The organism is Pseudomonas sp. OG7 (genome assembly GCF_014192825.1).
In the GTDB taxonomy this organism is placed as follows: domain Bacteria; phylum Pseudomonadota; class Gammaproteobacteria; order Pseudomonadales; family Pseudomonadaceae; genus Aquipseudomonas; species Aquipseudomonas monteilii.
Window position 1 is genome coordinate 1 of record NZ_JACHYK010000003.1, and the last position, 25,239, is coordinate 25,239.

Here is a 25,239-nt window from a genome sequence, read left to right on the forward strand (position 1 = left end):
CTCCAGGTCGCCGGACAGTTTTTCGCGGGCGTACTTGTCGTCGTTCTTGAAGAACGACAGCCAGTTGGTGGTCTTCAGCTCGAACAGCTGCCCCAGGGTTTCATCGTCGAACACGTTGTTGCCAACGATGTTGATGTGCTGGATGGCAGCGACGGTGCCTTCGTTGATCTTGATCTTCAGCGCGACGCGGTTGCGCGGTTGCGGCACCACTTCGGCGTCGACCTCGGCCGAGTATCGGCCCTGGGCCACGTACTGGCGCTGCAGCTCGTTACGCACGCCTTCGAGGGTGGCACGCTGGAAGATCTCGCCCTCGGCCAGGCCCGATTGCTTCAGGCCCTTCATCAGGTCTTCGGTGCTGATTGCCTTGTTGCCTTCGATCTCGATGCTCGATACCGACGGGCGCTCGACCACGTTGATGATCAGCACATTGCCATCGCGGTTCAGCTGAATGTCCTGGAAGAACCCAGTCTTGAACAGGGAACGGGTCGAGTCCACCAGGCGGCGGTCATCCGCCTGGTCGCCGACGTTCAGCGGCAGGGCACCGAACACACTGCCGGCGGAAACCCGCTGCAGGCCGTTGACGCGAATATCGGAGATGGTGAAGGACTCGGCGTGAACTTCAGCGATCATCAGTGCGGACATGACCGCAGTTAGCAGCAGACGTTTCATGAAGTCCTTTTATTCCAACTGGCAATAAACAACCCGCCGCGACAACACGGCAGGTTCGCAATTGAGCGAAGCTTTATAGTCGACCCAGATCGTTGATCAGGGCGAGCAACATCACCCCTATGACCAAACTGATACCGATCTGGACCCCCCAACCTTGCACCCGATCCGACAGCGGACGACCGCGCGCCCACTCGACCAGGTAAAACAGCAAATGCCCCCCATCCAGTACCGGGATGGGCAGCAGGTTAAGAACCCCCAGGCTTATGCTCAGGTAGGCCAGGAAATTCAGGAAATCCCCCACGCCGGACTGGGCCGAAGCGCCCGCCACTTTAGCAATGGTTATCGGTCCACTCAAGTTTTTTACCGAGAGCTCTCCGAACAGCATTTTCTTCAGCGACTCAAGGGTCAGGACGCTCATGCTCCAGGTGCGCGACAAGCCCTCACCCACCGCGTCCAGCGGGCCGTAGCTGACTTCGCGGAGCATGCTGGCAGGCCACTCGCCACCTTTTACCCCGGCACCCAGATAGCCACCAACTGCTTTGCCCTCGCCTTTGCGAGCCAGGGTCACCGGAACGTCCAGGGCCGCGCCATCACGCTCCACGCGCACCACGACTTTGGCATCCGGGCGCGCACGCACGCTGTCGACAACCTGTTGCCATTCGGTCACGGCCACGCCATCGACCGCCAGCAGTTTGTCACCGGTTTTCAGGCCAGCAGCGGCAGCTGGCCCCTTCGGATCGATCTCGGCCAGTACGGGCACGATCGCCGGGCGCCAAGGGTGCAGACCAAGCGACTGGATCGGGTCCGGCTCGTCGGCGCCCTTGAGCCAGCTGTCCAGTTTGACCTGCAATTGGCGCTCGGCAGTGGCGCCTTCGTCGAGCACGCCAACCTGCAAAGTGCCGCTCTCGCCCAGGCGGCGAACCAGCTGGAGATTGACCGCTGACCAACCGTTGGTCGGCTTGCCGTCAATGGAGACGATTTCCTGACCTGCGGTCAGGCCAGCCGACGCAGCCAGGCTGCCACTGTCGACCGCACCGATCACCGGACGGACCTGCTGGGTACCCAGCATTGCCAACACCCAGAAGAACAGGATGGCCAGCAGGAAGTTGGCAATCGGGCCTGCCGCGACAATCGCGATACGCTGGCGAACCGACTTGCGGTTGAACGACTGCCCGACCAACGCAGGCGGCACATCACCCTCGCGCTCGTCGAGCATCTTGACGTAGCCACCCAGCGGAATCGCCGCGACCACGAACTCGGTACCGTGGCGGTCATGCCAGCGCAGCAGCGGCGTGCCGAAGCCCACCGAGAAGCGCAGCACCTTGACACCGCAGCGGCGCGCCACCCAGAAGTGGCCGAATTCGTGGAAGGTGACCAACACACCCAAGGCCACGAGGGTGCCGATAATCATGTAGAGCGCTGTCATGTCCATCTCCGAATGATGTTCAGCAGGCCGGCTTCAGCGACCGTGACGCCTCAGCCACTCACGGGAAAGCTCCCGGGCACGCTGGTCGGCGGCAAACACCGCATCCAGCGATGGCAGCGGCACGACGGGCTCTTGGTCGAGCACCTGTTCGATCATACCCGCGATCTCCGGGAAGCGGATACGCCGCCCAAGAAATGCCTCGACCGCCACCTCGTTGGCTGCGTTGAGCACAGCGGGTGCACTGTTGCCGGCCTCGGCAGCCTGCCGCGCCAGGCGCAGACAAGGGAAGCGCTGTTCGTCGGGCGCCTGAAAATCCAGACGGGCGATGGCGAACAGGTCCAGCGGTGCCACCCCAGAGTCAATCCGCTCTGGCCACGCCAGGGCATTGGCGATCGGCGTGCGCATGTCAGGGTTGCCCAGCTGTGCCAGCACCGAACCGTCCACATAGTCGACCAGGGAGTGGATCACGCTCTGCGGGTGCACCACCACCTCGACCTTCGCCGGCGCGGCATCGAACAGCCAGCAGGCTTCGATCAGCTCAAGCCCCTTGTTCATCATGCTGGCCGAGTCGACGGAAATCTTGCGCCCCATCGACCAGTTAGGGTGCGCGCAGGCTTGTTCAGGGGTCACGTCCAGCAGTGCCTCGACCGGCGTTTCACGGAACGGGCCGCCGGAAGCCGTGAGCAGGATCCGGCGTACGCCGACCGCGCTCAGGCCACGCGCATAATCGCCGGGCATGCACTGGAAAATCGCGTTGTGCTCGCTGTCGATTGGCAACAGCACGGCACCACTGCGCCGTACCGCCTCCATGAACAGCGCGCCAGACATCACCAGGGCTTCCTTGTTAGCCAGCAACACCTTCTTGCCCGCCTCGACTGCCGCCAAGGTAGGACGCAGGCCGGCCGCACCGACAATGGCTGCCATCACGGCGTCCACTTCCGCTGCCGAGGCCACCTGGCAAAGCCCGGCCTCACCCTCCAGCACTTCGGTAGCGCAACCGACCGCAGCCAGGCTTTCGCGCAGCCGCTGGGCCGCCTCGGCGCTTGGCACCACGGCAAACGCCGGACGATGGCGCACGCACAGGGCCAGCAATTCATCGATACGCGAATAGCCGCTGAGGGCAAACACCTGGTAGCGGTCGGGGTGCCGCGCAATCACATCCAGCGTGCTCAGGCCGATGGAGCCAGTGGCCCCGAGCACGGTAATACGCTGCGGGCGACTCACATCACACCCCATTCGGCAGCCCACAGCAGCACGGCGAAGATCGGGATCGCTGCGGTCAGGCTGTCGATGCGGTCCAGCACACCACCATGGCCAGGCAGCAGGTTGCTGCTGTCCTTGATGCCGGAACGGCGCTTGAACATGCTCTCGGTCAGGTCACCGACCACCGAGGACATCACCAGCAACGCGGCGCCCAGAAGGCCCAGCAAGAGCTGGCCAAAGCCCCAGTCGCGGCTGATGCCGACACCCAGGGTAATCAACAGGCTGACGGCAAGGCCGCCATACACACCTTCCCAGCTCTTGCCAGGGCTGACCTGCGGGGCGAGCTTGCGCTTGCCAAACGCCCGGCCAGAGAAGTACGCGCCGATGTCGGCAGCCCAGACCAGCACCATGACCGAAAGGATCAGCCAGTTGCCAAGCGGCCAGTGCTTGAGCAGTACCAACCCCTGCCAGGCTGGCAGCAACACCAGCAGGCCAATCAGCAACCGGCAGGCGGCACTGGCCCACAGCTCACTGCTGCGCGGATAGGTAAGCACCAGCCAGGTGGCCAGCCCCCACCATATCACCGCAGCGCCCAACACCCAGGGTGCCAGCTCCGGGAGGATGTACAGCAGCATCAGCGCCCCGGCGACCACCAAGGCATAGGCAATGCGCAGCGGCTGAGCCATGAGCCCGGCCAGGCGCGCCCACTCCCAGGCGCCAAGGGTCACCACGAAGCCGATGAACAGGGCAAAGTCCCCACCGTTGAGCAGGAAGAAACCGCCCAGCGCGATCGGCAGCAGGATCAGCGCGGTAATGATGCGTTGTTTAAGCATTAAGCACGAGCTCCAGCCTCGACCTGCTCGCTGGTCTTACCGAAGCGGCGCTGGCGCGAAGCGAAATCGGCCAGGGCATTGCGCATGGCCTCGTGTTTGAAGTCCGGCCAGTACAGGTCGGAGAAGTACAACTCGGCGTAGGCCAGTTGCCACAACAGGAAATTGCTGATGCGGTGCTCGCCACCGGTGCGGATGCACAGGTCCGGCAGCGGCAGCTCGCCGGTTGCCAGGCACGTCTGCAGCAGACCCGGGGTGATATCTTCCGGGCGCAGGTGACCGGCTTGCACTTCCCGCGCCAGCCGCTGGGCGGCCTGGGCGATATCCCACTGGCCACCGTAGTTGGCTGCGATCTGCAGGATGAAGCGATTGTTGCCGGCGGTCAGCGCCTCGGCTTCGCGCATGGCGGCCTGCAATTCAGGGTGGAAACGCGAACGGTCACCGATGATGCGCAGGCTGATGTTGTTCTCGTTGAGGCGCTTGGCCTCCCGGCGCAGGGCCGAGAAGAACAGCTCCATCAACGCACCAACCTCTTCGGCCGGGCGCTGCCAGTTTTCACTGGAGAAGGCGAACAGGGTCAGTACCTCGACCCCGGACTTGGCACAGACTTCGATGACCGCGCGAACGGCGTCGACACCCGCCTTGTGCCCGGCAACGCCGGGCAGCAGGCGCTTTTTCGCCCAGCGGTTGTTGCCATCCATGATGATCGCGACATGACGCGGCACCGAGGACGGTGCCGCCAACTTGGACTTTTCCATTAAAAAACCCCGGCCTTAGACGGCCATCAGGTCCTTTTCCTTGGCTTTGTACGCAGCATCGACTTCAGCAATGAACTTGTCGGTCAGCTTTTGGATCTCGTCCGCCGCGCGACGTTCTTCGTCTTCGCTGATTTCCTTGTCCTTGGTCAGCTTCTTCAGGTCGCCCAGGGCATCGCGGCGCACATTGCGCACAGCGACCTTGGCATCCTCGGCCACACCGCTGGCCTGCTTGGTGTAACCCTTGCGGGTTTCCTCGGTCAGGGCCGGCATCGGCACGCGAATGGTGGTACCGGCGCTGGACGGGTTCAGGCCCAGGTCGGAGGTGAGGATGGCCTTTTCGATGGCAGCACTGAGGTTCTTGTCGTGCGCGACAATCTTCAGGGTGCGGGCGTCTTCGACGGTGATCGCGGCCACCTGGTTCAGCGGCATCTCGCTACCCCAGGCAGTGACCTTGACGCTGTCCAGGATGCTTGGGTGCGCGCGACCGGTGCGGATTGCCGCGAGGTTGCGAGCCAGGGCTTCGATGGACTTGCCCATGCGCTCCTGCGCGTCTTTCTTGATGTCGTTGATCATGCTTGGCCTTCCTCGATCAGAGTACCTTCAGCGCCACCCACCACGATGTTCAGCAGGGCGCCAGGCTTGTTCATGTTGAATACCCGCAATGGCATCTTGTGGTCACGGCACAGGCAGATTGCGGTCAGGTCCATCACACCCAGCTTGCGATCCAGGACCTCATCGTAGGTCAGGTGATCGAACTTTTCGGCGTGTGGGTCCTTGAATGGATCGGCAGTGTACACACCATCGACCTTGGTCGCCTTCAGCACCACGTCGGCATCGATTTCGATGGCGCGCAGGCAGGCCGCGGAGTCGGTGGTGAAGAACGGGTTGCCGGTACCGGCGGAGAAAATTACCACATCCCCGGAGTTGAGGTGGCGAATAGCTTTGCGACGATCGTAATGATCGGTGACACCGACCATGGAAATGGCCGACATGACCAGAGCCGGGATGTTCGAGCGCTCCAGCGCATCGCGCATGGCCAGGCCGTTCATCACGGTGGCCAGCATGCCCATGTGGTCACCGGTGACGCGGTCCATGCCGGCTGCGCTGAGCGCGGCGCCGCGGAACAGGTTGCCACCACCGATCACCAGACCGACCTGGACACCGATCCCTACCAGCTGGCCAACTTCAAGGGCCATGCGATCCAGCACTTTCGGGTCGATCCCGAAGTCTTCCGAGCCCATCAGGGCCTCGCCGCTAAGTTTGAGCAAAATGCGTTTATAGCGAGGTTGGCGACCACTCACCTGCTGAGCCATTGCGAGTCTCTCCTGCGGCGTACTTTTAGAAAATTCGTGCGGGCTGTTTGCAGCCTGCTAACTGTAGCGTGGCACCGTTTTGGTGCCAGCGGCGGCGAGTTTTATAAACCCTTCGCCGTTTTGACAAAGAGGCTGCGCGCGTGAGCGGGCAGCCTCTTTTGGGCGACAGACGGGGCTGTCTTACTGCTTGGCAGCAGCTACCTGAGCGGCAACTTCAGCAGCGAAGTCGTCGACTGGCTTCTCGATGCCTTCGCCTACTTTGAAGTAGGTGAAGGAAACGATTTCAGCGCCGGCTTTCTTGGCCAGTTCGCCAACTTTGACTTCCGGGTTCATAACGAAAGCTTGCTCTTTCAGCGAGGCTTCGGCTTTGAACTTGGTGATACGGCCGTTGATCATGTTCTCAACGATGTTTTCCGGCTTGCCGGCGATCTTGTCGGCGTTCAGTTGCAGGAAGACACCCTTCTCGCGCTCGATGGCCTCGGCGGAGATTTCCGACGAATCCAGGAACTCTGGGTTCGAAGCTGCAACGTGCATGGCGATGTTCTTGGCCAGCTCGACGTCACCGCCTTTCAGGACAACGGCAGCGCCGATCTTGTTGCCGTGCAGGTAGGCACCGACAACGTCACCCTCAACGCGCACCAGGCGACGGATGTTGACGTTCTCGCCGCACTTGGCAACCAGGGCTTCACGAGCCGCTTCACGCGAAGCGATCAGCGGAGCAGCGTCGGTAAGCTTCTCGGCGAAGGCTTGCTCGAGGCTTTCGGCTACGAAGTTCTTGAAGTCGTCTTGCAGGGCCAGGAAGTCGGTCTGCGAGTTCACTTCCAGCAGGACGGCGGATTTACCGTCGGTCTTGACGGCGATAGCGCCTTCAGCAGCGACGTTGCCAGCCTTTTTGGCGGCCTTGATGGCGCCCGAGGCACGCATGTCGTCAATGGCTTTCTCGATGTCGCCGCCGGCCTTTTCCAGGGCCTTTTTGCAATCCATCATGCCTTCGCCGGTACGCTCGCGCAGTTCTTTTACCAGCGCTGCAGTAATTGCTGCCATTTCAAAATCCTCTTGGAAAGTTTTTCAACCATTCCACCCGTTCGTCACGGGCGTTCAATTCTGCTAATCCGCTGTTTTCATTTCAGCGAGCCCATGATGCGGGGCCGATGCTGACAGCAGGATTTCAAGGTGGCAAAAAGGGGGCAGAGCCCCCTTTTTGCGTGCCAAGTAGACGCTAGCGCCTATTACTCAGCAGCAGGTGCAGCCGCTTCTTCAGCGTAAACTTCGGTGCCGCCGGCAACGTTGTTGCGGCCGCGGATGACTGCGTCAGCCATCGAAGTCATGTACAGCTCGATAGCGCGGATGGCGTCATCGTTACCCGGGATGATGTAGTCAACACCTTCAGGGCTGCTGTTGGTATCGACAACGCCGATAACCGGGATGCCCAGCTTGTTGGCTTCGGTGATCGCGATGCGCTCGTGATCAACGTCGATAACGAACAGAGCGTCTGGCAGACCGCCCATATCCTTGATGCCGCCCAGGCTGCGATCCAGTTTTTCCAGGTCGCGGGAGCGCATCAGGGCTTCTTTCTTGGTCAGCTTGGCGAAAGTGCCGTCTTCGGCCTGGGTTTCCAGGTCGCGCAGACGCTTGATCGAAGCGCGGATGGTCTTGTAGTTGGTCAGCATGCCGCCCAACCAACGGTGGTCAACGTACGGCGAACCGCAACGAGCAGCTTGCTCGGCGACGATCTTGCCGGCGGAACGCTTGGTGCCGACGAACAGGATCTTGTTCTTGCCCTGGGCCAGGCGCTCAACGAACGACAGAGCGTCGTTGAACATTGGCAGGGTTTTTTCCAGGTTGACGATGTGGATCTTGTTGCGCGCGCCGAAAATGTACTTGCCCATTTTCGGGTTCCAGTAACGGGTCTGGTGGCCGAAGTGCACACCGGCCTTCAGCATATCGCGCATGTTGACTTGGGACATGATAGTTCCTTGATAAGTCGGGTTGGGCCTCCACGTATCCCAATGACCAACCCGCGAATTTCGCAACTCGGGGCACCCAGGTCATCGTGTCGACACGTGTGTGGGTTTAAGTGCTGACGGGGTCGTCCCCGAAAGCGGCGCATTTTATACCACACACCGCGGCCGAACGGAACCCGGATACTGTTGCGTCCGTCAGCGGCTTTTGCAGCACCTGCGCTTTCGCGCCAGAATGCCAGCTATAGACAGCAGCCTGGCCGCCTTTATCCCGACCGATCGGCGCCTTGCTCTGCTAGAATCCGGCCTTTCCCGTTTGTTCGCGCCGTATACGGCGCCGTAGAGAGCCTGTAATGACCGTCACCATCAAGACCGCAGAAGACATCGAAAAGATGCGCATCGCTGGCCGCCTGGCCGCCGAGGTGCTGGAAATGATCGAAGAACACGTCAAGCCTGGTGTCACCACCGAAGCGCTCGACCGCCTGTGCCACGACTATATCGTCAACGTCCAGCAGGCCATCCCGGCACCGCTCAACTACAAGGGCTACCCGAAGTCGATCTGCACCTCGATCAACCATGTGGTCTGCCACGGCATCCCCAACGACAAGCCGCTCAAGGACGGTGACACGCTCAACATCGACGTCACCGTGATCAAGGACGGCTACCACGGCGACACCAGCCGCATGTTCCACGTCGGTACCGTGCCGGTATGGGCCGAACGCCTGTCCAAGGTGACCCAGGAGTGCATGTACAAGGCCATCGAGCTGGTCAAGCCAGGCTGCCGCCTGGGCGACATCGGTGAAGTGATCCAGAAGCACGCGGAAAAGAACGGCTTCTCGGTGGTGCGCGAGTTTTGCGGCCACGGCATCGGCAAGGTGTTCCACGAAGAGCCGCAGATCCTGCACTACGGCCGTGCCGGCACCGGCATGGAACTGAAAGAAGGCATGACCTTCACCATCGAGCCGATGATCAACCAGGGCAAGGCCGACACCAAGGTACTGGGCGATGGCTGGACCGCCATCACCAAGGACCGCAAGCTCTCGGCCCAATGGGAACACACACTGGTGGTGACCGCGACGGGCTACGAGATCTTCACCCTGCGCAAGGACGACACCATCCCGCGCACCTCGGCCTGACCGTACTCCGACAGGCCACCCCACGACAGGAACGTGACGCGATGCCCCAGGTGGATCCCGAGCTGTTCGACCGCGGTCAGTTCCAGGCGGAACTGGCCCTCAAGGCGAGCCCTATCGCCGCCTTCAAGAAAGCCATCCGCCTGGCCGGCGAGGTGCTCGACAAGCGTTTTCGCGCGGGCGGCGAAATCCGCCCACTGATCGAAGCCCGCGCCTGGCTCGTGGACAATATCCTGCAACAGGCGTGGAACCAGTTCGACTGGGGCGACCACAGCGGCATCGCCCTGGTTGCGGTGGGCGGCTACGGGCGCGGTGAACTGCACCCGCATTCGGACATCGACCTGCTGATCTTGCTGGGCGCCGCCGAGCACGAGCAGTACCGCGATGCCATCGAACGTTTTCTCACCTTGCTGTGGGACATCGGCCTGGAAGTGGGCCAGAGCGTGCGCACCGTCGACGAGTGTGCCGAGCAGGCCCGCGCCGACCTGACGGTCATCACCAACCTGATGGAAAGCCGCACCATTGCCGGCCCCGAGGCCCTGCGCCAACGCATGCTGGAGGTAACCAGCACCGCACACATGTGGCCGAGCAAGGAATTTTTCCTGGCCAAGCGCGCCGAACTCAAGGCCCGCCACCACAAGTACAACGACACCGAGTACAACCTCGAACCCAACGTCAAGGGCTCACCAGGCGGCCTGCGCGATATCCAGACGGTACTGTGGGTGGCGCGCCGCCAGTACGGCACCCTGAACCTGCATGCACTGGCTGGCGAAGGCTTTTTGCTGGAAAGCGAGAACGAGCTGCTGGCCTCCTCCCAGGACTTTCTGTGGAAGGTGCGCTACGCCCTGCACATGCTGGCCGGGCGCGCCGAGGACCGGCTGCTGTTCGATCATCAGCGCAGCCTGGCCGCACTGCTGGGATACAGCGACGAAAACCCCAAGCGGGCAATCGAGCAGTTCATGCAGCAGTACTACCGGGTGGTGATGAGCATCAGCCAGCTGTGCGACCTGATCATCCAGCATTTCGAGGAAGTGATCCTCGCCGACGAGGACAGCGGCACCACCCAGCCGCTGAATGCGCGTTTCCGCCTGCATGATGGCTATATCGAGGCCACCAACGCGAACGTGTTCAAGCGCACGCCGTTCGCCATGCTGGAAATCTTCGTGCTGATGGCCCAGCACCCGGAAATCAAAGGCGTGCGTGCCGATACCGTGCGCCTGCTGCGCGAGCACCGGCACCTGATCGATGACACGTTCCGCACCGACATCCGCAACACCAGCCTGTTCATCGAGCTGTTCAAGTGCGAAATCGGCATCCACCGCAACCTGCGGCGGATGAACCGCTACGGCATCCTTGGCCGCTACCTGCCGGAGTTCGGGCTGATTGTCGGGCAGATGCAGCATGACCTGTTCCATATCTATACGGTCGATGCGCACACCCTCAACCTCATCAAGCACCTGCGCAAGCTGCAATACACGCCGGTGTCCGAGAAATTCCCGCTGGCCAGCAAGCTCATGGGCCGCCTGCCCAAACCCGAGCTGATCTACCTGGCTGGCCTGTACCACGACATCGGCAAAGGCCGCCAGGGCGACCACTCCGACCTCGGCGCAGTGGATGCGAAGAAGTTCTGCGAGCGCCACCAGTTGCCGGCCTGGGACAGCCGCCTGATCGTCTGGCTGGTGCAGAACCACCTGGTGATGTCGACCACCGCCCAGCGCAAGGACCTGTCCGACCCGCAGGTGATCAACGACTTTGCCCTGCACGTGGGTGACGAGACACGCCTTGACTACCTCTACGTGCTGACCGTGGCCGACATCAACGCCACCAACCCCAGCCTGTGGAACTCCTGGCGAGCCAGCCTGCTGCGTCAGCTGTATACCGAGACCAAGCGTGCCCTGCGCCGGGGCCTGGAAAACCCGCTGGACCGCGAAGAGCAAATTCGCCAGACACAATCCGCAGCGCTGGATATCCTGGTGCGCGAAGGCACCGACCCGGACGACGTCGAGCAGCTGTGGTCGCAACTGGGCGATGACTACTTCCTCAAGCACAACGCCGCCGACGTGGCCTGGCACAGTGACGCGATTCTGCAGCAACCCGCCGATGGCGGGCCGCTGGTGCTGATCAAGGAAACCACCCAGCGCGAGTTCGAAGGCGGCACGCAGATCTTCATCTATGCCCCCGACCAGCATGATTTCTTCGCCGTGACGGTGGCCGCCATGTCGCAGCTGAACCTGAACATTCATGACGCGCGGATCATCACGTCGAGCAGCCAGTTCACCCTCGACACCTACATCGTGCTGGATAACGACGGCGGCTCGATCGGCGACAACCCGCAGCGGGTCAAACAGATTCGCGACGGCCTGACCGAAGCGCTGCGCAACCCCGAGGACTACCCGACCATCATCCAGCGCCGGGTACCGCGCCAGCTCAAGCACTTCGACTTCCCGCCACAGGTAACCATCCTCAACGATGCCCAGCGCCCGGTGACCATCCTCGAAATCACTGCGCCCGATCGCCCAGGGCTACTGGCCCGGCTTGGGCGGATTTTCCTGGAGTTCGACCTGTCGCTGCAAAACGCCAAGATCGCCACCCTCGGCGAACGGGTGGAAGACGTGTTCTTCATCACCGATGCCGACAACCAGCCGCTGTCCGACCCGCAGCTGTGCAGCCGCCTGCAGGAAGCCATCGTGCAGCAACTGCAGGCCGGCCAAGGTAGCGACGCCAGCCCGACCCGCGTGACCTTTTAACGATTAGACGATTGACGAGACCTTGCGCCGATGAACCATGCCTTGACCCAGCTTCAGCCCTACCCCTTCGAAAAGCTCCGCGCCCTGCTGGGTAGCGTGAAGCCTGCGGCGGACAAACGCGCCATCGCCCTGTCGATCGGTGAGCCGAAGCACGAATCGCCGGCGTTCGTCGCCCAGGCCATGGCCGACAACCTCGACAAGCTGGCGGTATATCCCAGCACCATCGGCCTGCCGGCACTGCGCCAGGCGATTGGTCAATGGTGCGAACGGCGCTTTGGCGTGCCCGCCGGCTGGCTGGACGCCGACCGCCACATCCTGCCGGTCAACGGTACCCGCGAAGCGCTGTTCGCCTTCACCCAGGCCGTGGTCAACCGCGCCGATGATGGCCTGGTGGTCAGCCCCAACCCGTTCTACCAGATCTACGAAGGCGCAGCGCTGTTGGCCGGGGCCACCCCGCACTACCTGCCGTGCCTGGAAAGCAATGGTTTCAACCCCGACTTTGACGCGGTGCCGGCCGAAGTGTGGAAACGTTGCCAGATCCTGTTCCTGTGCTCGCCAGGCAACCCCACTGGCGCGCTGGTGCCGATGGATACCCTGAAGAAGCTGATCGCCCTGGCTGACGAGCACGACTTCGTGATCGCTGCCGACGAATGCTACAGCGAGCTGTACTTCGACGAAGACGCGCCGCCTCCAGGCCTGCTGACCGCCTGTGCCGAACTGGGCCGCAGCGACTTCAAACGTTGCGTGGTGTTCCACAGCCTGTCCAAGCGTTCCAACCTTCCGGGCCTGCGTTCGGGCTTCGTCGCGGGCGATGCCGAGATTATCAAGCCGTTCCTGCTGTACCGCACCTACCACGGCTGCGCCATGCCGGTGCAAACCCAGCTGGCCAGCATTGCCGCCTGGCAGGACGAGGCGCATGTGCGCGAGAACCGCGACCAGTACCGCGCCAAGTACGATGCCGTGCTGGACATCCTGCAACCGGTGCTGGACGTGCAGCGCCCGGACGGCAGCTTCTACCTGTGGGCCAAGGTGCCGGGTGGCGATGCCGAGTTCACCCGCGACCTGTTCGAAGCCCAGCATGTGACCGTGGTGCCGGGGTCGTACCTGTCGCGTGAGGTGGACGGCGTGAACCCGGGTGCCGGGCGTGTGCGCATGGCGCTGGTTGCACCGCTGGCCGAGTGCATCGAGGCGGCAGAGCGGATTCGGGACTTTCTTCGCGCCTGACATTGCAGCAAATAATTAAGGCACGCGCGAGTCGCTGCCAGTTGAGACTGAAGCACCTCAACCAGGAGACTCGCGCATGCACTCACTTCCTTTCTGCCGCTGCCGGAGCGACAAAGACCCGCAGTTGTCATACGAAAACGCCATTGCGGTCAACCCGCTCAATGCGCCCAACAGTGCCTCGTCAGGCTCACGCAAGAAACGCTCGGTAGCTCAACATGGCAAGCTGTGGCCAACCGGCAGCACGCTGAAGGTATCGTTCCTGGGCAGCCCGAGCGCCGACTTGAAAGAAGCCATCACCGACGTCGCCGCCAAATGGCTTCCCTACGGCAACATCCGCTTCCGCTTCATGAAAAACAACACGACGGATGCCGATATCACCATCTTGACCAGCAACGAAAGAGGGCCGATCAATGAATGTGCAATCGGCACTGACTGCCTGCTGGACCGCCCATGGGAGTCGATGGTGCTCACGGTAAGGCCGGAGCAAGGCGATTACTTTACCCATACAGTCCTGCACGAATTCGGCCACGCACTAGGCGCACAACATGAGCACCAGCATCCTGATGCAGAGATCCCCTGGAACAAGGCGCTCATACACTCGCTACACATAGGGATCCCTGGTTGGAGTGCACAAGATGTCGAACAACAGTACTTCACCCCACTCCCAGCTTCAGGGTTGCTGACCACCCCCTATGACCCTCTATCGGTCATGCACTATCAGGTCCAACCGGAGTTAACCGACGGTAGTTTCGAGATAAAACTCAACACTGAACTGAGTGAAAAAGACAAAACGTTCATGAGCCGCGCCTACCCCTACTATTAATTCAAACATCAGGGCCGCCGCGCCAAGGTTCAGGCGGCAAGGCGGCCCCCACACTTACCTGACCTGCCCCAGGTTCGCCTCACTCATGTCCAACTCCCCCAGCACCTGCCGCACCACTTCATCACCCACCAGGTGCTGGCGGTGCAGGTTGTAAAGTTCCAGCCGCTGCGCCCGCAGGGCACGCAGGCGCAAGCGGCGCTCCAGCAAGTCCATCTGCTCGGCCAGGGCCTTGGCTTCGGCACTGTCGTTGTAGCTGTCCAGTTCATCCCGGTATTCAGCCATCAGGCGTGCCTTGAGTTCGGTCGCCAGGGTTGCTTGCGCGGCGTCCTGCGGCGCGTTGCTGTCAATCACTTCCTCTGCCTCCAGCGCATGGATCGCAGCCTCGGCCGTGCGCCGCCAGGCATCCTGCACTTCCTGGTGCAGCCGCTCGTCCGGGCTCTTGGTCACCCCCCGCAGCAACAGCGGCAGCGCAATACAGGCACTGATCAACGACAACAGGATCACCCCGGCGGCGATGAAGATCAGCAGGTCACGCTCCGGGAACGCCTTGCCTGCCCCCATCAGCAGCGGCACCGACATCACACCGGCCAGGGTGACCGCACCGCGTACACCGCCCAGGGTCAGCAGCCAGCAGGAGCGCGCCGTGGGCATCAGCACCAGCGCCGGCTTGCCGCGCCAGCGACGCACCACACCGATCGAGCGCCAGATGCTCTGCACCCAGATGAACCGCAGTAAAATCAGCGCTGCAAAGATCGCCACCACGTCCAGGCAGCGCCAGGCCAGGGTTGGCCACAACGTGGTTTCATGGCTTACCACGGCCTTGATGATGTCTGGCAGTTGCAGGCCCAGCAGCAGGAAGATCAGGCCATTGAAAGCGAACTCCAGCAGCGACCAGACACTGCGGTTGAGCAGGCGGGTGCTGGTTTGCCGTGGCAGCAGGTCGAGCCAGCTCTGCATCATGCCCGCCGCGACTGCCGAAAGGATGCCCGACACGCCCAGGCGCTCGGCCAGCACGTAGGCGGCGAACGGCAGCAGCAACATGAACACCACATGGGTGGCCGGGTCGTCCCAGCCACGGGCGATCATCCAGGCGCGCAGGCGGCCCACCAGCCAGCTCAGGCCCACACCCACCGCGAGGCCGCCAAGCGCCACCAGGACGAAACTGAAGCTTGCATCCGTCAGCGAGAACACCCCGGTGATCGCCGCCGCCAGGGCGAACTTGAAGGTCACCAGGCCTGATGCGTCGTTCATCAGGGCCTCTCCCTGCAGCATGTGCATCAGGGGCGTGGGCAAGCGGTCCTGGGCGATGGCCGAAACCGCCACGGCGTCAGTCGGCGACAGCACCGCCGCCAGGGCAAAGGCCACTGGCAGCGGGATGCTCGGCAGCAACCAGTGAATGAAGTAGCCAGCTCCGACCACGGTGAACAGCACCAGACCAACGGCCAGCGCCACCACTGGCCCGCGGATGCGCCACAGCTCACGCTTGGGGATGCGCCAGCCGTCGGCAAACAGCAGCGGCGGCAAGAACAGGAACAGGAACAATTCGGGGTCCAGGGCTACATGCAGGCCCAGTGTCGGCAAGGCCAGCAAGGCACCGGCAGCGATCTGCACCAGCGGCAGGGGCAGCGGAATCATGCGGCCGACCAGCTTCGACAGGCTGACCAGCGTCAGCAGGATGAGGACGGTGTAGGCGGACTGCATCCGGGAAAGCTTCCTTTATGAACCAGAAACGATAGCAGGGCGAAACATCGCCATTGAAACAATATGTTAGCGGCGAGCAGCGGTTTGGGGCCGCTGCACGATAGTCGCAGGTGGCCAGGGAATATGTAACATGATGATACCTCGCTCGATCTCCGACACGCTGCACGGTTCAAGACAAGTACACCCGTGGCGCTCACAGGATCGTTCCCGCATAATCCCGCGACTGACATTTGGAAAACGGAGAGATTGGGGCAACCTGTGACCCCAATGCACACAATGACCTACACGCTCTACGGCATCAAAGCTTGTGACACCATGAAAAAGGCGCGTACCTGGCTCGAAGACAAGGCCATCGCCTACGAATTCCACGACTACAAGACCCAAGGCATCGACCGTGACAGCCTGAACCGCTGGTGCGACGAACACGGCTGGGAAGTCATCCTCAACCGTGCCGGCACCACTTTCCGCAAGCTGGACGACGCCAGCAAGGCCGACCTCGACCAGGCCAAGGCCGTCGAGCTGATGCTGGCCCAGCCGTCGATGATCAAACGCCCGGTGCTGGACCTTGGCGCGCGTACCCTGGTCGGCTTCAAGCCCGACCTGTACGCCGCTGCCCTGGCCTGAGCCCCCTCCCCTATTTCGCACGAGGTAATCACATGTCCAATACCCTGTTCAGCCTGGCCTTCGGTGTCGGCTCCCAGAACCGCCAGGGCGCCTGGCTTGAAGTGTTCTACGCACAACCCCTGCTCAACCCGAGCGCCGAACTGGTCGCTGCTGTAGCCCCAGTGCTGGGCTATGAAAGTGGCAACCAGGCCATCGCCTTCAGCAACGCCCAGGCCGCGCAACTGGCCGAAGCCCTGAAAGGCGTTGACGCGGCCCAGGCCGCCCTGCTGACCCGCCTGGCCGAGAGCCACAAGCCGCTGGTCGCCACCCTGCTGGCCGAAGACGCTGCCCTGACCTCCACCCCAGAGGCCTACCTGAAGCTGCACCTGCTGTCGCACCGCCTGGTCAAGCCGCACGGTGTTAGCCTGGCCGGTATCTTCCCGCTGCTGCCGAACGTGGCCTGGACCAACCAGGGCGCGGTCGATCTGGCCGAACTGGCCGAGCTGCAACTGGAAGCGCGCCTGAAGGGCGAGCTGCTGGAAGTGTTCTCGGTGGACAAGTTCCCGAAAATGACCGACTACGTGGTCCCTGCCGGCGTGCGTATCGCCGACACCGCCCGTGTGCGCCTGGGTGCCTACATCGGCGAAGGCACTACCATCATGCACGAAGGCTTCGTCAACTTTAACGCTGGCACCGAAGGCCCAGGCATGATCGAAGGCCGCGTGTCCGCTGGCGTATTCGTTGGCAAGGGCTCGGACCTGGGCGGCGGCTGCTCGACCATGGGTACCCTGTCCGGTGGCGGCAACATCGTCATCAAGGTGGGTGAAGGCTGCCTGATCGGCGCCAACGCCGGTATCGGCATTCCGCTGGGCGACCGCAACACCGTCGAAGCCGGCCTGTACATCACTGCGGGCACCAAGGTGAACCTGCTGGACGAGAACAACGAGCTGGTCAAAGTGGTCAAGGCCCGCGACCTGGCTGGCCAGACCGACCTGCTGTTCCGCCGCAACTCGCTGAACGGCGCCGTGGAGTGCAAGACCCACAAGTCGGCCATCGAGCTGAACGAAGCGCTGCACGCCCACAACTGAGAACCTTCCCCGGTTTGAGGTGTTAAGATCGGGTCTGGCGCCACCGCGCCAGACCCGATTTTCATTCCAGGCCCCGTGAACATGTTCCAGCCCTCCCCCTGGCGTGCCGACTTCCCCGCCATCGCCGCCCTGCAACGGCAGCACCAGACCTACCTGGACAGTGCCGCCACCACCCAGAAGCCGCAAGCCCTGCTTGACGCCCTGAGCCATTATTACGGCCATGGCGCGGCCAACGTGCACCGTGCCCAGCACTTGCCCGGCGCACTGGCAACCCAGGCGTTCGAGACCAGCCGCGACAAGGTTGCCGCCTGGCTGAATGCCGCAGACTCCCGGCAGATCGTGTTCACCCACGGCGCCACCTCGGCGCTGAACCTTCTGGCCTATGGCCTGGAACATCGCTTCGAAGCCGGTGACGAAATCGCCGTCAGCGCGCTGGAGCACCATGCCAACCTGCTGCCCTGGCAACAGCTGGCGCGCCGGCGCAACCTGCGCCTGGTGGTGCTGCCGCTGGATGCCCACGGCCGCATCGACCTGGACCAGGCGCTGCAACTGATCGGCCCCCGCACCCGGGTGCTGGCGGTCAGCCAGCTGTCCAACGTGCTGGGCACCTGGCAGCCGCTGCCGGCGCTACTGGCCCATGCCCGCGCCCAGGGCACACTGACCGTGGTCGACGGCGCCCAGGGCGTGGTGCATGGTCGCCATGATGTGCAGCACCTGGGTTGCGACTTCTATGTGTTCTCCAGCCACAAGCTGTATGGCCCGGACGGGGTTGGCGTGCTGTATGGCCGCCCTCAGGCGCTGGAACTGTTGCGCCACTGGCAGTTCGGGGGCGAGATGGTGCAACTGGCCGAGTACCAGAGCGCCAGCTTCCGTCCGGCACCGCTGGGGTTCGAGGCGGGAACGCCGCCAATCGCCGGGGTGATTGGTCTGGGCGCAACCCTGGACTACCTGGCCAGCCTCGACGCCCAGGCGCTCGAAGCCCATGAAACCAGCCTGCACCAGCACCTGCTCCGGGGGCTGGCCGACCGCGAAGGCGTGCGGGTGCTCGGTGCGCCACAGGCGGCCTTGGCCAGCTTTGTCATCGAGGGGGTGCACAATGCCGATATCGCCCACTTGCTTACCGAACAGGGTATTGCCGTGCGTGCCGGGCACCATTGCGCCATGCCGTTGCTGAAAGGCTTGGGCCTTGAAGGCGCAATTCGAGTGTCGTTGGGCTTGTACAACGACAGCGATGACCTTCAGCGCTTCTTCGCTGCGCTGGATCAGGGCCTGGAGCTGCTGCGATGAGCATGCCGGAGCAAGCACGTCAGGCGCTGGAGGCTTTTGCACAGGGCAAGGGTTGGGAACAGCGGGCGCGGCTGCTGATGCAGTGGGGAGAGCGGCTGGAACCGCTGGATGATACCGAGAAGACCGACGCCAACCGGGTGCATGGCTGCGAAAGCCTGGTTTGGCTGGTGGCCGAGCACGTTGATGGGCTTTGGCGGTTCAAGGCCACCAGCGATGCACGCTTGTTGCGTGGGCTACTGGCCTTGTTGCTGGTAAGGGTTCAAGGCTTGGCCAGTGAAGAATTGGTCGGGCTGGACCTGCGTGAGTGGTTCACACAGCTGGGGCTGGAGCGTCAGCTGTCGCCATCGCGCAGTAATGGGCTGCATGCGGTGTTGCAGCGGATGGCGGAGCTGGCGTCCAACCGCTAAATCGGCGCTGGCTTCTTCGCGGGTTTACCCACGAAGAAGCCCACGCAATTTAATCAGGTTTGACTCGTTCCGAGGGCCGCCGCGCACCTGCCACCAACTTTTCGATTGCCTTGCTCGCCGCCACCATGCCAAAGGTCGCGGTCACCATCATCACCGCGCCAAAGCCACCCGAGCAGTCCAGCCGCACCCCCTCGCCCACGAAACTCTTCTGCAGACAAACGCTACCATCGCCCTTGGGGTAGCGCAGCTGCTCGCTGGAGAACACGCATGGCACGCCATAGTTGCGGCTGACATTGCGCGAGAAGTTGTAATCGCGACGCAAGGTGGACCGCACCCGCGAAGCCAGCGGGTCGTTGAAGGTCTTGTTCAGGTCGGCAATCTGGATTTGCGTGGGGTCGATCTGCCCGCCGGCACCACCGGTGGTGACGATGGCGATCTTGCGCCGACGGCACCAGGCGATCAGCGCCGCCTTGGCCATGACGCTGTCGATGCAGTCGATCACGCAGTCGAGGTTTTCGGTAATGTACTCGACCATGGTCTCGCGGGTAACGAAGTCGGCCACCGCATGCACCGTGCACGCCGGATTGATCGCCCGCAGGCGCTCGGCCATGACCTCGACCTTGGGCCGCCCCACCTGGCCTTCCAGGGCATGGGCCTGGCGGTTGGTGTTGCTGACGCACACATCGTCCAGGTCGAACAGGGTGATTTCCCCTACGCCGCTCCGGGCCAGCGCTTCAGCTACCCACGAGCCTACCCCGCCAATCCCGACCACAGCCACATGGGCCTGGCCCAGGCGCTGCAGCCCTTGGTCGCCGTATAACCGGGCAACGCCGGCGAAGCGTGGATCTTCTGTGCTCATCTTCATACCCCAAAAAACCGGCGCGCATTATATGCCAGCCGGCCCATGGCCTGCATCGTTAGGAAAGACACTGCCAACCCTGCTTTAATGTCCTATCACTTCGACACAAATGGACGACAATGTCTTCACGTAAATTCGGCCTGAACCTGGTCGTGGTCCTGGCCATCGCCGCGTTGTTCACCGGGTTCTGGGCCCTGATCAACCGCCCGGTTTCCGCCCCCGCCTGGCCAGAGCAGATCTCTGGCTTTTCGTATTCGCCGTTCCGCCTGGGTGAAAGCCCGCAAAAAGGCCAGTACCCCAGTGACGACGAGATGCGCCAGGACCTGGAGCAGTTGAGCAAACTGACCGACAGCATCCGCATCTACACCGTGGAGGGGACCCAGGCCGACATCCCGCGCCTGGCCGAGGAATTCGGCCTGCGGGTAACGCTGGGCATCTGGATCAGCCCGGACCTGGAGCGCAACGAGCGCGAAATCGCCACCGCCATCCAGTTGGCCAACACCTCGCGCAGCGTGGTGCGGGTCGTGGTCGGCAACGAGGCGCTGTTCCGTGAAGAGGTTACCCCGGAAAACCTGATCAAGTACCTGGACCGCGTGCGTGCAGCTGTGAAGGTGCCCGTGACCACCAGTGAGCAATGGCACATCTGGAAGGAAAACCCGGAGATTGCCAAGCACGTCGACCTGATTGCCGCGCACATCCTGCCCTACTGGGAGTTCGTGCCAATGAAGGATTCGGTCGAGTTCGTGCTCGACCGTGCCCGTGAACTGCGGCACCAGTTCCCGCGTAAACCCCTGCTGCTGTCAGAGGTCGGCTGGCCGAGCAACGGCCGCATGCGCGGGGGTGCCGATGCCACCCAGGCCGACCAGGCCATCTACCTGCGCACCCTGGTCAACACCCTCAACCGCCGTGGCTACAACTACTTCGTCATCGAAGCCTATGACCAGCCGTGGAAGGCCAGCGATGAAGGCTCGGTAGGCGCCTACTGGGGCGTGTATAACGCCGAGCGCCAGCAAAAGTTCAACTTCGACGGCCCGGTGGTGGCGATCCCGCAGTGGCGTGCGTTGGCCGTGGCATCGGTCGTGCTGGCCATGATCGCCTTGATGGTGCTGTTCATCGACGGCTCGGCCCTGCGCCAGCGCGGCCGCACCTTCCTTACCTTCATCACCTTCCTGTGCGGGTCGGTGCTGGTGTGGATCGCTTACGACTACAGCCAGCAATACAGCACCTGGTTCAGCCTGACCGTGGGCGTGCTGCTGGCCCTTGGCGCGCTGGGCGTGTTCATCGTGCTGCTGACCGAGGCCCATGAACTGGCCGAGGCGGTATGGATACACAAGCGCCGCCGCGAATTCTTGCCGGTGCAGGCCGACAGCGCTTACCGGCCCAAGGTGTCGGTGCATGTGCCGTGCTACAACGAGCCGCCCGAGATGGTGAAGCAGACCCTCGACGCCCTGGCCGCACTGGATTACCCCGACTACGAAGTGCTGGTGATCGATAACAACACCAAGGACCCGGCCGTGTGGGAGCCGCTGAAGGCCCACTGTGAAAAGCTCGGCGAGCGTTTCAAGTTCTTCCACGTCTCGCCCCTGGCCGGTTTCAAGGGTGGCGCGCTGAACTACCTGATCCCGCACACCGCCAAGGACGCCGAAGTGATCGCGGTGATCGACTCGGACTACTGCGTCGACCGCAACTGGCTCAAGCACATGGTGCCGCACTTCGCCGACCCGAAAATTGCCGTGGTGCAGTCGCCGCAAGACTACCGCGACCAGCACGAAAGCGCGTTCAAGAAGCTGTGCTATAGCGAGTACAAAGGCTTTTTCCACATTGGCATGGTCACCCGCAACGACCGTGACGCGATCATCCAGCACGGCACCATGACCATGACCCGGCGTACGGTGCTGGAAGAGCTGGGCTGGGCCGAATGGTGCATCTGCGAAGACGCCGAACTGGGCCTGCGCGTGTTCGAAAAAGGCCTGTCGGCAGCGTACGCCCACAACAGCTACGGCAAGGGCCTGATGCCCGACACCTTCATCGACTTCAAGAAGCAGCGCTTCCGCTGGGCCTATGGCGCCATCCAGATCATCAAGCACCACGCCAGCGCCCTGCTGCGCGGCAAGGACAGCGAGCTGACCCGCGGCCAGCGTTATCACTTCCTGGCCGGCTGGTTGCCATGGATTGCCGATGGCATGAACATCTTCTTCACCATCGGCGCGCTGCTGTGGTCGGCGGCGATGATCATCGTCCCGCACCGCGTAGACCCGCCGCTGATGATCTTCGCCATCCCGCCGCTGGCGCTGTTCTTCTTCAAGGTGGGCAAGATCATCTTCCTGTATCGCCGCGCGGTGGGGGTTAACCTGAAGGATGCCTTTGCCGCTGCGCTCGCCGGCCTTGCGCTGTCGCACACCATCGCCAAGGCGGTGCTGTACGGGTTCTTCACCAGCAGCATGCCGTTCTTCCGCACACCGAAGAATGCCGACAGCCATGGGTTGCTGGTGGCGCTGTCCGAAGCACGCGAAGAGCTGTTCATCATGTTGCTGCTGTGGGGCGCGGCGCTGGGCATCTACCTGGTGCAAGGGCTGCCGAGTTCGGACATGCGCTTCTGGGTGGCGATGTTGCTGGTGCAGTCGTTGCCGTATGTGGCGGCTCTGGTGATGGCACTGCTGTCTTCGCTGCCCAAGCCAGTGGAGAAGGCCGCCGAGCCGCAGCAGGCTTGAGATTGCCGGGGCTGCTTTGCAGCCCCACCGCCCCTCAGTTTGATATAAGATAACGCCCCTCAGATTTCCCGCCTTGCCTTGCCCCGGAGTCCCCCATGACGGCCCCTGCCGAGCTCTCGCCTACCCTTCAACTGGCCTGCGACCTGATCCGTCGCCCCTCGGTCACCCCCGTCGACGCCGATTGCCAGGCGCAGATGATGAACCGCCTGGGCGCCGTGGGTTTCCAGCTGGAGCCGATGCGCATTGAAGATGTCGACAACTTCTGGGCCACCCACGGCACCCAGGAAGGCCCGGTGCTGTGCTTTGCCGGCCACACCGACGTGGTGCCCACCGGCCCGGTGCAGCAATGGCAGCATGAACCGTTCGAAGCGCTGATCGACGCCGACGGCATGCTCTGTGGCCGTGGCGCTGCCGACATGAAGGGCAGCCTGGCCTCCATGGTGATCGCCAGCGAGCGCTTCGTGCACGACTACCCTAACCACCGTGGCAAGGTCGCCTTCCTGATCACCAGCGACGAGGAAGGCCCGGCTCACCACGGCACCAAGGCAGTGGTCGAACGCCTGAAAGCGCGCAACGAACGCCTGGACTGGTGCATCGTCGGCGAACCCTCCAGCACCACCCTGCTGGGTGACGTGGTCAAGAACGGCCGTCGCGGTTCGCTGGGTGCCAAACTGACCGTGCGCGGCAAGCAAGGCCACGTGGCCTACCCGCACCTGGCGCGCAACCCGATCCACCTGGCCGCCCCGGCCCTGGCGGAGCTGGCAGCCGAGCACTGGGACGAAGGCAACGCGTTCTTCCCGCCGACCAGCTTCCAGATCTCGAACCTCAATTCCGGCACCGGCGCCACCAACGTGGTCCCGGGCGAGCTGACTGCACTGTTCAACTTCCGCTTCTCTACCGAGTCCACCGTCGAAGGCCTGCAGGCGCGCGTCTCGGCGATTCTCGACAAGCATGAACTGGACTGGTCCATCGACTGGGCGCTGTCTGGCCTGCCATTCCTCACCGAACCGGGCGAACTGCTGGACGCTGTGGCGGCCAGCATCAAGGGCGTCACCGGCCGCGATACCCTGCCGTCCACCAGCGGCGGTACCTCCGATGGCCGCTTCATCGCCACCATGGGTACGCAAGTGGTCGAGCTGGGCCCGGTCAACGCCACCATTCACCAGGTGGACGAGCGGATTCTGGCCAGCGACCTCGACCTGCTGACCGAAATCTACTACCAGACCCTGGTCCGGTTGCTCGCCTGATGCTCGCCTGCCCCCTTTGCCAGGCGCCGCTGAGCCGGCTCGACAATGGTGTGGTGTGCCCAGCCGGCCACCGCTTCGACCGCGCCCGCCAGGGTTACCTGAACCTGCTGCCGGTACAGCACAAGAACAGCCGCGACCCGGGTGACAACCAGGCCATGGTCGAAGCCCGTCGTGATTTCCTCGATGCCGGGCACTATGCCCCGGTGGCCAGCCGCCTGGCCGAGCTTGCCGCCGAGCGCCAGCCCGGCGCCTGGCTGGACATCGGCTGCGGCGAGGGTTACTACACCGCACAGATCGCCCAGGCCCTGCCGGCCGCCGACGGTTACGCGCTGGACATTTCCCGCGAGGCGGTCAAGCGTGCCTGCCGTCGAGCACCGGAAGTCACCTGGATGGTTGCCAGCATGGCCCGCGTGCCCCTGGCCGACGCCAGTTGCCAGTTCATCGCCAGCGTATTCAGCCCGCTGGACTGGGCCGAGGCCAAGCGCCTGCTCAGCCCCGGTGGCGGCCTGATGCGGGTCGGCCCTACCAGCGGCCACCTGATGGAGCTGCGCGAAGTGCTCTACGATGAAGTCCGCCCTTACGCCGACGACAAACACCTGGCCCTGGTCCCCGAAGGCATGACCCATGCCCACAGCGAAACCCTTGAGTTCCGCCTGAGCCTGGCCGAACCCAAGGCCCGCGCCGACCTGCTGGCCATGACCCCGCACGGCTGGCGCGCCAGCGCCGAAAAACGCGCGCTGGTCATCGACCAGGCCGAGCCGTTCGAGGTTACGGTTTCCATGCGTTATGACTATTTCGTGCGCCAAGACTGAGCACACCCGGAGCCCTTATGCGCCAACCTGATATCGAGATCTACCTGAAGGACGCCGACGTCGACCACAAGCAGATTGCCGAGTGGCTCGCCCAGGCAATCGGCCCGTGCAGCGAATGGAAGCAGAAAGGCCACACCTTCAAATGCCAGGCCGGTAACATTCCGGTCACCTGGTTACCCAAGGCTGTAGGGAAATGGAACAGCCTGTACCTGGAAAGCGACCAGACGCCATGGGCTGATGATGTCGCCTGCGCCCGCGCCGCCTTCGCCGCACTGGGTGTGGAAGTGCGTTGCGCGCCGGGTGGCTGGGTAGAGGAAGACGGGGAAGAAGATGCCGACCGCTGGGTCCGCATCAGCGCCGACGGTGAAGAGGAAATCACCTGGCGCACCAGCTGAAACAGGTTGCTTCAGGCTGCAAGTTACACGGTCAACTTGCAG

Annotated in this window: 23 protein-coding genes; 12 read left to right on the top strand and 11 right to left on the bottom strand. The window is 63.0% G+C overall.

Annotation, left to right across the window (positions count from 1 at the left end; genetic code table 11):
• From FHW75_RS08135 to rpsB, 9 genes are all read right to left on the bottom strand, one after another.
• Positions 1 to 669, bottom strand: a 669-nt coding sequence (locus FHW75_RS08135; protein WP_311648363.1) for a POTRA domain-containing protein, incomplete at its 3' end; no start/stop codon positions are given.
• Positions 670 to 742: 73 nt separating this feature from the next.
• Positions 743 to 2,095 carry an RIP metalloprotease RseP gene (gene rseP / locus FHW75_RS08140; RefSeq protein ID WP_183673478.1) on the bottom strand — a complete coding sequence of 451 codons (1,353 nt, stop codon included), beginning with the start codon at positions 2,093 to 2,095 and terminating at the stop codon, positions 743 to 745.
• A gap of 33 nt (positions 2,096 to 2,128) precedes the next feature.
• Positions 2,129 to 3,319, bottom strand: a complete 1,191-nt coding sequence (gene ispC / locus FHW75_RS08145) for a 1-deoxy-D-xylulose-5-phosphate reductoisomerase (RefSeq protein WP_019097526.1) — start codon at positions 3,317 to 3,319, stop codon at positions 2,129 to 2,131.
• Positions 3,316 to 4,131: a phosphatidate cytidylyltransferase gene (locus FHW75_RS08150; protein ID WP_016712932.1), complete on the bottom strand. Its 816-nt coding sequence runs from the start codon at positions 4,129 to 4,131 to the stop codon at positions 3,316 to 3,318. The genes ispC and FHW75_RS08150 overlap by 4 nt, the downstream gene beginning before the upstream one ends.
• A complete protein-coding gene (gene uppS, locus FHW75_RS08155) occupies positions 4,131 to 4,886 on the bottom strand; it encodes a polyprenyl diphosphate synthase (protein ID WP_016712933.1) in 756 nt (251 codons plus the stop codon). The genes FHW75_RS08150 and uppS overlap by 1 nt, the downstream gene beginning before the upstream one ends.
• Before the next feature lie 15 nt (positions 4,887 to 4,901).
• Entirely contained in the window at positions 4,902 to 5,459 is a 558-nt protein-coding gene (gene frr, locus FHW75_RS08160) for a ribosome recycling factor (RefSeq protein WP_016712934.1), read from the bottom strand.
• Positions 5,456 to 6,199 (bottom strand): UMP kinase, encoded by a 744-nt coding sequence (gene pyrH, locus FHW75_RS08165; RefSeq protein ID WP_003252294.1) that lies wholly within the window; start codon positions 6,197 to 6,199, stop codon positions 5,456 to 5,458. Before pyrH ends, frr begins: the two co-directional genes overlap by 4 nt.
• 180 nt (positions 6,200 to 6,379) lie before the next feature.
• Positions 6,380 to 7,243: a translation elongation factor Ts gene (tsf, locus tag FHW75_RS08170; protein ID WP_016712935.1), complete on the bottom strand. Its 864-nt coding sequence runs from the start codon at positions 7,241 to 7,243 to the stop codon at positions 6,380 to 6,382.
• Between the two features lie 185 nt (positions 7,244 to 7,428).
• Positions 7,429 to 8,166, bottom strand: coding sequence for a 30S ribosomal protein S2 (gene rpsB, locus FHW75_RS08175; RefSeq protein WP_003252287.1), 738 nt, complete (start codon positions 8,164 to 8,166; stop codon positions 7,429 to 7,431).
• 347 nt (positions 8,167 to 8,513) lie between these two features.
• On the opposite strand from rpsB, the gene map reads away from it, so the two are divergent.
• From map to FHW75_RS08195, 4 genes are all read left to right on the top strand, one after another.
• A complete protein-coding gene (gene map, locus FHW75_RS08180) occupies positions 8,514 to 9,296 on the top strand; it encodes a type I methionyl aminopeptidase (protein WP_016712936.1) in 783 nt (260 codons plus the stop codon).
• A 41-nt stretch (positions 9,297 to 9,337) separates the two neighbouring features.
• Entirely contained in the window at positions 9,338 to 12,040 is a 2,703-nt protein-coding gene (locus FHW75_RS08185; RefSeq protein ID WP_019097527.1) for a [protein-PII] uridylyltransferase, read from the top strand.
• A 30-nt stretch (positions 12,041 to 12,070) separates the two neighbouring features.
• Positions 12,071 to 13,264 carry a succinyldiaminopimelate transaminase gene (gene dapC, locus FHW75_RS08190; protein WP_019097528.1) on the top strand — a complete coding sequence of 398 codons (1,194 nt, stop codon included), beginning with the start codon at positions 12,071 to 12,073 and terminating at the stop codon, positions 13,262 to 13,264.
• A 76-nt stretch (positions 13,265 to 13,340) separates the two neighbouring features.
• Positions 13,341 to 14,087: a M12 family metallopeptidase gene (locus FHW75_RS08195; RefSeq protein WP_161989720.1), complete on the top strand. Its 747-nt coding sequence runs from the start codon at positions 13,341 to 13,343 to the stop codon at positions 14,085 to 14,087.
• 54 nt (positions 14,088 to 14,141) lie between these two features.
• Here the strand turns inward: FHW75_RS08195 and FHW75_RS08200 are convergent, their stop codons facing one another.
• Positions 14,142 to 15,788 (bottom strand): Na+/H+ antiporter, encoded by a 1,647-nt coding sequence (locus FHW75_RS08200; protein WP_025753716.1) that lies wholly within the window; start codon positions 15,786 to 15,788, stop codon positions 14,142 to 14,144.
• A 276-nt stretch (positions 15,789 to 16,064) separates the two neighbouring features.
• On the opposite strand from FHW75_RS08200, the gene FHW75_RS08205 reads away from it, so the two are divergent.
• The 4 genes from FHW75_RS08205 (at position 16,065) to FHW75_RS08220 (ending at position 19,173) form a co-directional block, all read left to right on the top strand.
• The gene (locus FHW75_RS08205; RefSeq protein ID WP_003252272.1) at positions 16,065 to 16,412 is read left to right on the top strand and encodes an ArsC family reductase; all 348 of its coding nucleotides are present in this window, start codon (positions 16,065 to 16,067) and stop codon (positions 16,410 to 16,412) included.
• Between the two features lie 32 nt (positions 16,413 to 16,444).
• Positions 16,445 to 17,479, top strand: a complete 1,035-nt coding sequence (gene dapD / locus FHW75_RS08210) for a 2,3,4,5-tetrahydropyridine-2,6-dicarboxylate N-succinyltransferase (protein WP_019097531.1) — start codon at positions 16,445 to 16,447, stop codon at positions 17,477 to 17,479.
• Between the two features lie 81 nt (positions 17,480 to 17,560).
• The gene (locus FHW75_RS08215) at positions 17,561 to 18,766 is read left to right on the top strand and encodes a cysteine desulfurase (protein WP_025753717.1); all 1,206 of its coding nucleotides are present in this window, start codon (positions 17,561 to 17,563) and stop codon (positions 18,764 to 18,766) included.
• Entirely contained in the window at positions 18,763 to 19,173 is a 411-nt protein-coding gene (locus FHW75_RS08220; RefSeq protein ID WP_019098052.1) for a SufE family protein, read from the top strand. The genes FHW75_RS08215 and FHW75_RS08220 overlap by 4 nt, the downstream gene beginning before the upstream one ends.
• A 49-nt stretch (positions 19,174 to 19,222) precedes the next feature.
• Here FHW75_RS08220 and tcdA read toward each other — a convergent pair whose 3' ends face one another.
• Positions 19,223 to 20,032: a tRNA cyclic N6-threonylcarbamoyladenosine(37) synthase TcdA gene (gene tcdA, locus FHW75_RS08225; protein ID WP_161751460.1), complete on the bottom strand. Its 810-nt coding sequence runs from the start codon at positions 20,030 to 20,032 to the stop codon at positions 19,223 to 19,225.
• Between the two features lie 119 nt (positions 20,033 to 20,151).
• On the opposite strand from tcdA, the gene FHW75_RS08230 reads away from it, so the two are divergent.
• From FHW75_RS08230 to FHW75_RS08245, 4 genes are all read left to right on the top strand, one after another.
• Positions 20,152 to 22,743, top strand: coding sequence for a glycosyltransferase (locus tag FHW75_RS08230; protein ID WP_019098054.1), 2,592 nt, complete (start codon positions 20,152 to 20,154; stop codon positions 22,741 to 22,743).
• Positions 22,744 to 22,838: 95 nt separating this feature from the next.
• A complete protein-coding gene (gene dapE / locus FHW75_RS08235; RefSeq protein ID WP_019098055.1) occupies positions 22,839 to 23,990 on the top strand; it encodes a succinyl-diaminopimelate desuccinylase in 1,152 nt (383 codons plus the stop codon).
• Positions 23,990 to 24,802, top strand: coding sequence for a putative RNA methyltransferase (locus tag FHW75_RS08240; RefSeq protein ID WP_183673480.1), 813 nt, complete (start codon positions 23,990 to 23,992; stop codon positions 24,800 to 24,802). Before dapE ends, FHW75_RS08240 begins: the two co-directional genes overlap by 1 nt.
• A gap of 17 nt (positions 24,803 to 24,819) precedes the next feature.
• On the top strand, positions 24,820 to 25,197 hold the full coding sequence (locus tag FHW75_RS08245; protein ID WP_016712948.1) for a hypothetical protein: 378 nt from the start codon (positions 24,820 to 24,822) through the stop codon (positions 25,195 to 25,197).
• Positions 25,198 to 25,239 lie beyond the last annotated feature (42 nt).

Excerpts from the sequence above, each read along its gene's own strand:
- rseP (WP_183673478.1), bottom strand. The coding sequence starts at position 2,095 with ATGACAGCGCTCTACATGATTATCGGCACCCTCGTGGCCTTGGGTGTG.
- FHW75_RS08150 (WP_016712932.1), bottom strand. The coding sequence starts at position 4,131 with ATGCTTAAACAACGCATCATTACCGCGCTGATCCTGCTGCCGATCGCG.
- uppS (WP_016712933.1), bottom strand. The coding sequence starts at position 4,886 with ATGGAAAAGTCCAAGTTGGCGGCACCGTCCTCGGTGCCGCGTCATGTC.
- frr (WP_016712934.1), bottom strand. The coding sequence starts at position 5,459 with ATGATCAACGACATCAAGAAAGACGCGCAGGAGCGCATGGGCAAGTCC.
- pyrH (WP_003252294.1), bottom strand. The coding sequence starts at position 6,199 with ATGGCTCAGCAGGTGAGTGGTCGCCAACCTCGCTATAAACGCATTTTG.
- tsf (WP_016712935.1), bottom strand. The coding sequence starts at position 7,243 with ATGGCAGCAATTACTGCAGCGCTGGTAAAAGAACTGCGCGAGCGTACC.
- rpsB (WP_003252287.1), bottom strand. The coding sequence starts at position 8,166 with ATGTCCCAAGTCAACATGCGCGATATGCTGAAGGCCGGTGTGCACTTC.
- map (WP_016712936.1), top strand. The coding sequence starts at position 8,514 with ATGACCGTCACCATCAAGACCGCAGAAGACATCGAAAAGATGCGCATC.
- FHW75_RS08185 (WP_019097527.1), top strand. The coding sequence starts at position 9,338 with ATGCCCCAGGTGGATCCCGAGCTGTTCGACCGCGGTCAGTTCCAGGCG.
- dapC (WP_019097528.1), top strand. The coding sequence starts at position 12,071 with ATGAACCATGCCTTGACCCAGCTTCAGCCCTACCCCTTCGAAAAGCTC.
- FHW75_RS08195 (WP_161989720.1), top strand. The coding sequence starts at position 13,341 with ATGCACTCACTTCCTTTCTGCCGCTGCCGGAGCGACAAAGACCCGCAG.
- FHW75_RS08200 (WP_025753716.1), bottom strand. The coding sequence starts at position 15,788 with ATGCAGTCCGCCTACACCGTCCTCATCCTGCTGACGCTGGTCAGCCTG.
- FHW75_RS08205 (WP_003252272.1), top strand. The coding sequence starts at position 16,065 with ATGACCTACACGCTCTACGGCATCAAAGCTTGTGACACCATGAAAAAG.
- dapD (WP_019097531.1), top strand. The coding sequence starts at position 16,445 with ATGTCCAATACCCTGTTCAGCCTGGCCTTCGGTGTCGGCTCCCAGAAC.
- FHW75_RS08215 (WP_025753717.1), top strand. The coding sequence starts at position 17,561 with ATGTTCCAGCCCTCCCCCTGGCGTGCCGACTTCCCCGCCATCGCCGCC.
- FHW75_RS08220 (WP_019098052.1), top strand. The coding sequence starts at position 18,763 with ATGAGCATGCCGGAGCAAGCACGTCAGGCGCTGGAGGCTTTTGCACAG.
- tcdA (WP_161751460.1), bottom strand. The coding sequence starts at position 20,032 with ATGAGCACAGAAGATCCACGCTTCGCCGGCGTTGCCCGGTTATACGGC.
- FHW75_RS08230 (WP_019098054.1), top strand. The coding sequence starts at position 20,152 with ATGTCTTCACGTAAATTCGGCCTGAACCTGGTCGTGGTCCTGGCCATC.
- dapE (WP_019098055.1), top strand. The coding sequence starts at position 22,839 with ATGACGGCCCCTGCCGAGCTCTCGCCTACCCTTCAACTGGCCTGCGAC.
- FHW75_RS08240 (WP_183673480.1), top strand. The coding sequence starts at position 23,990 with ATGCTCGCCTGCCCCCTTTGCCAGGCGCCGCTGAGCCGGCTCGACAAT.
- FHW75_RS08245 (WP_016712948.1), top strand. The coding sequence starts at position 24,820 with ATGCGCCAACCTGATATCGAGATCTACCTGAAGGACGCCGACGTCGAC.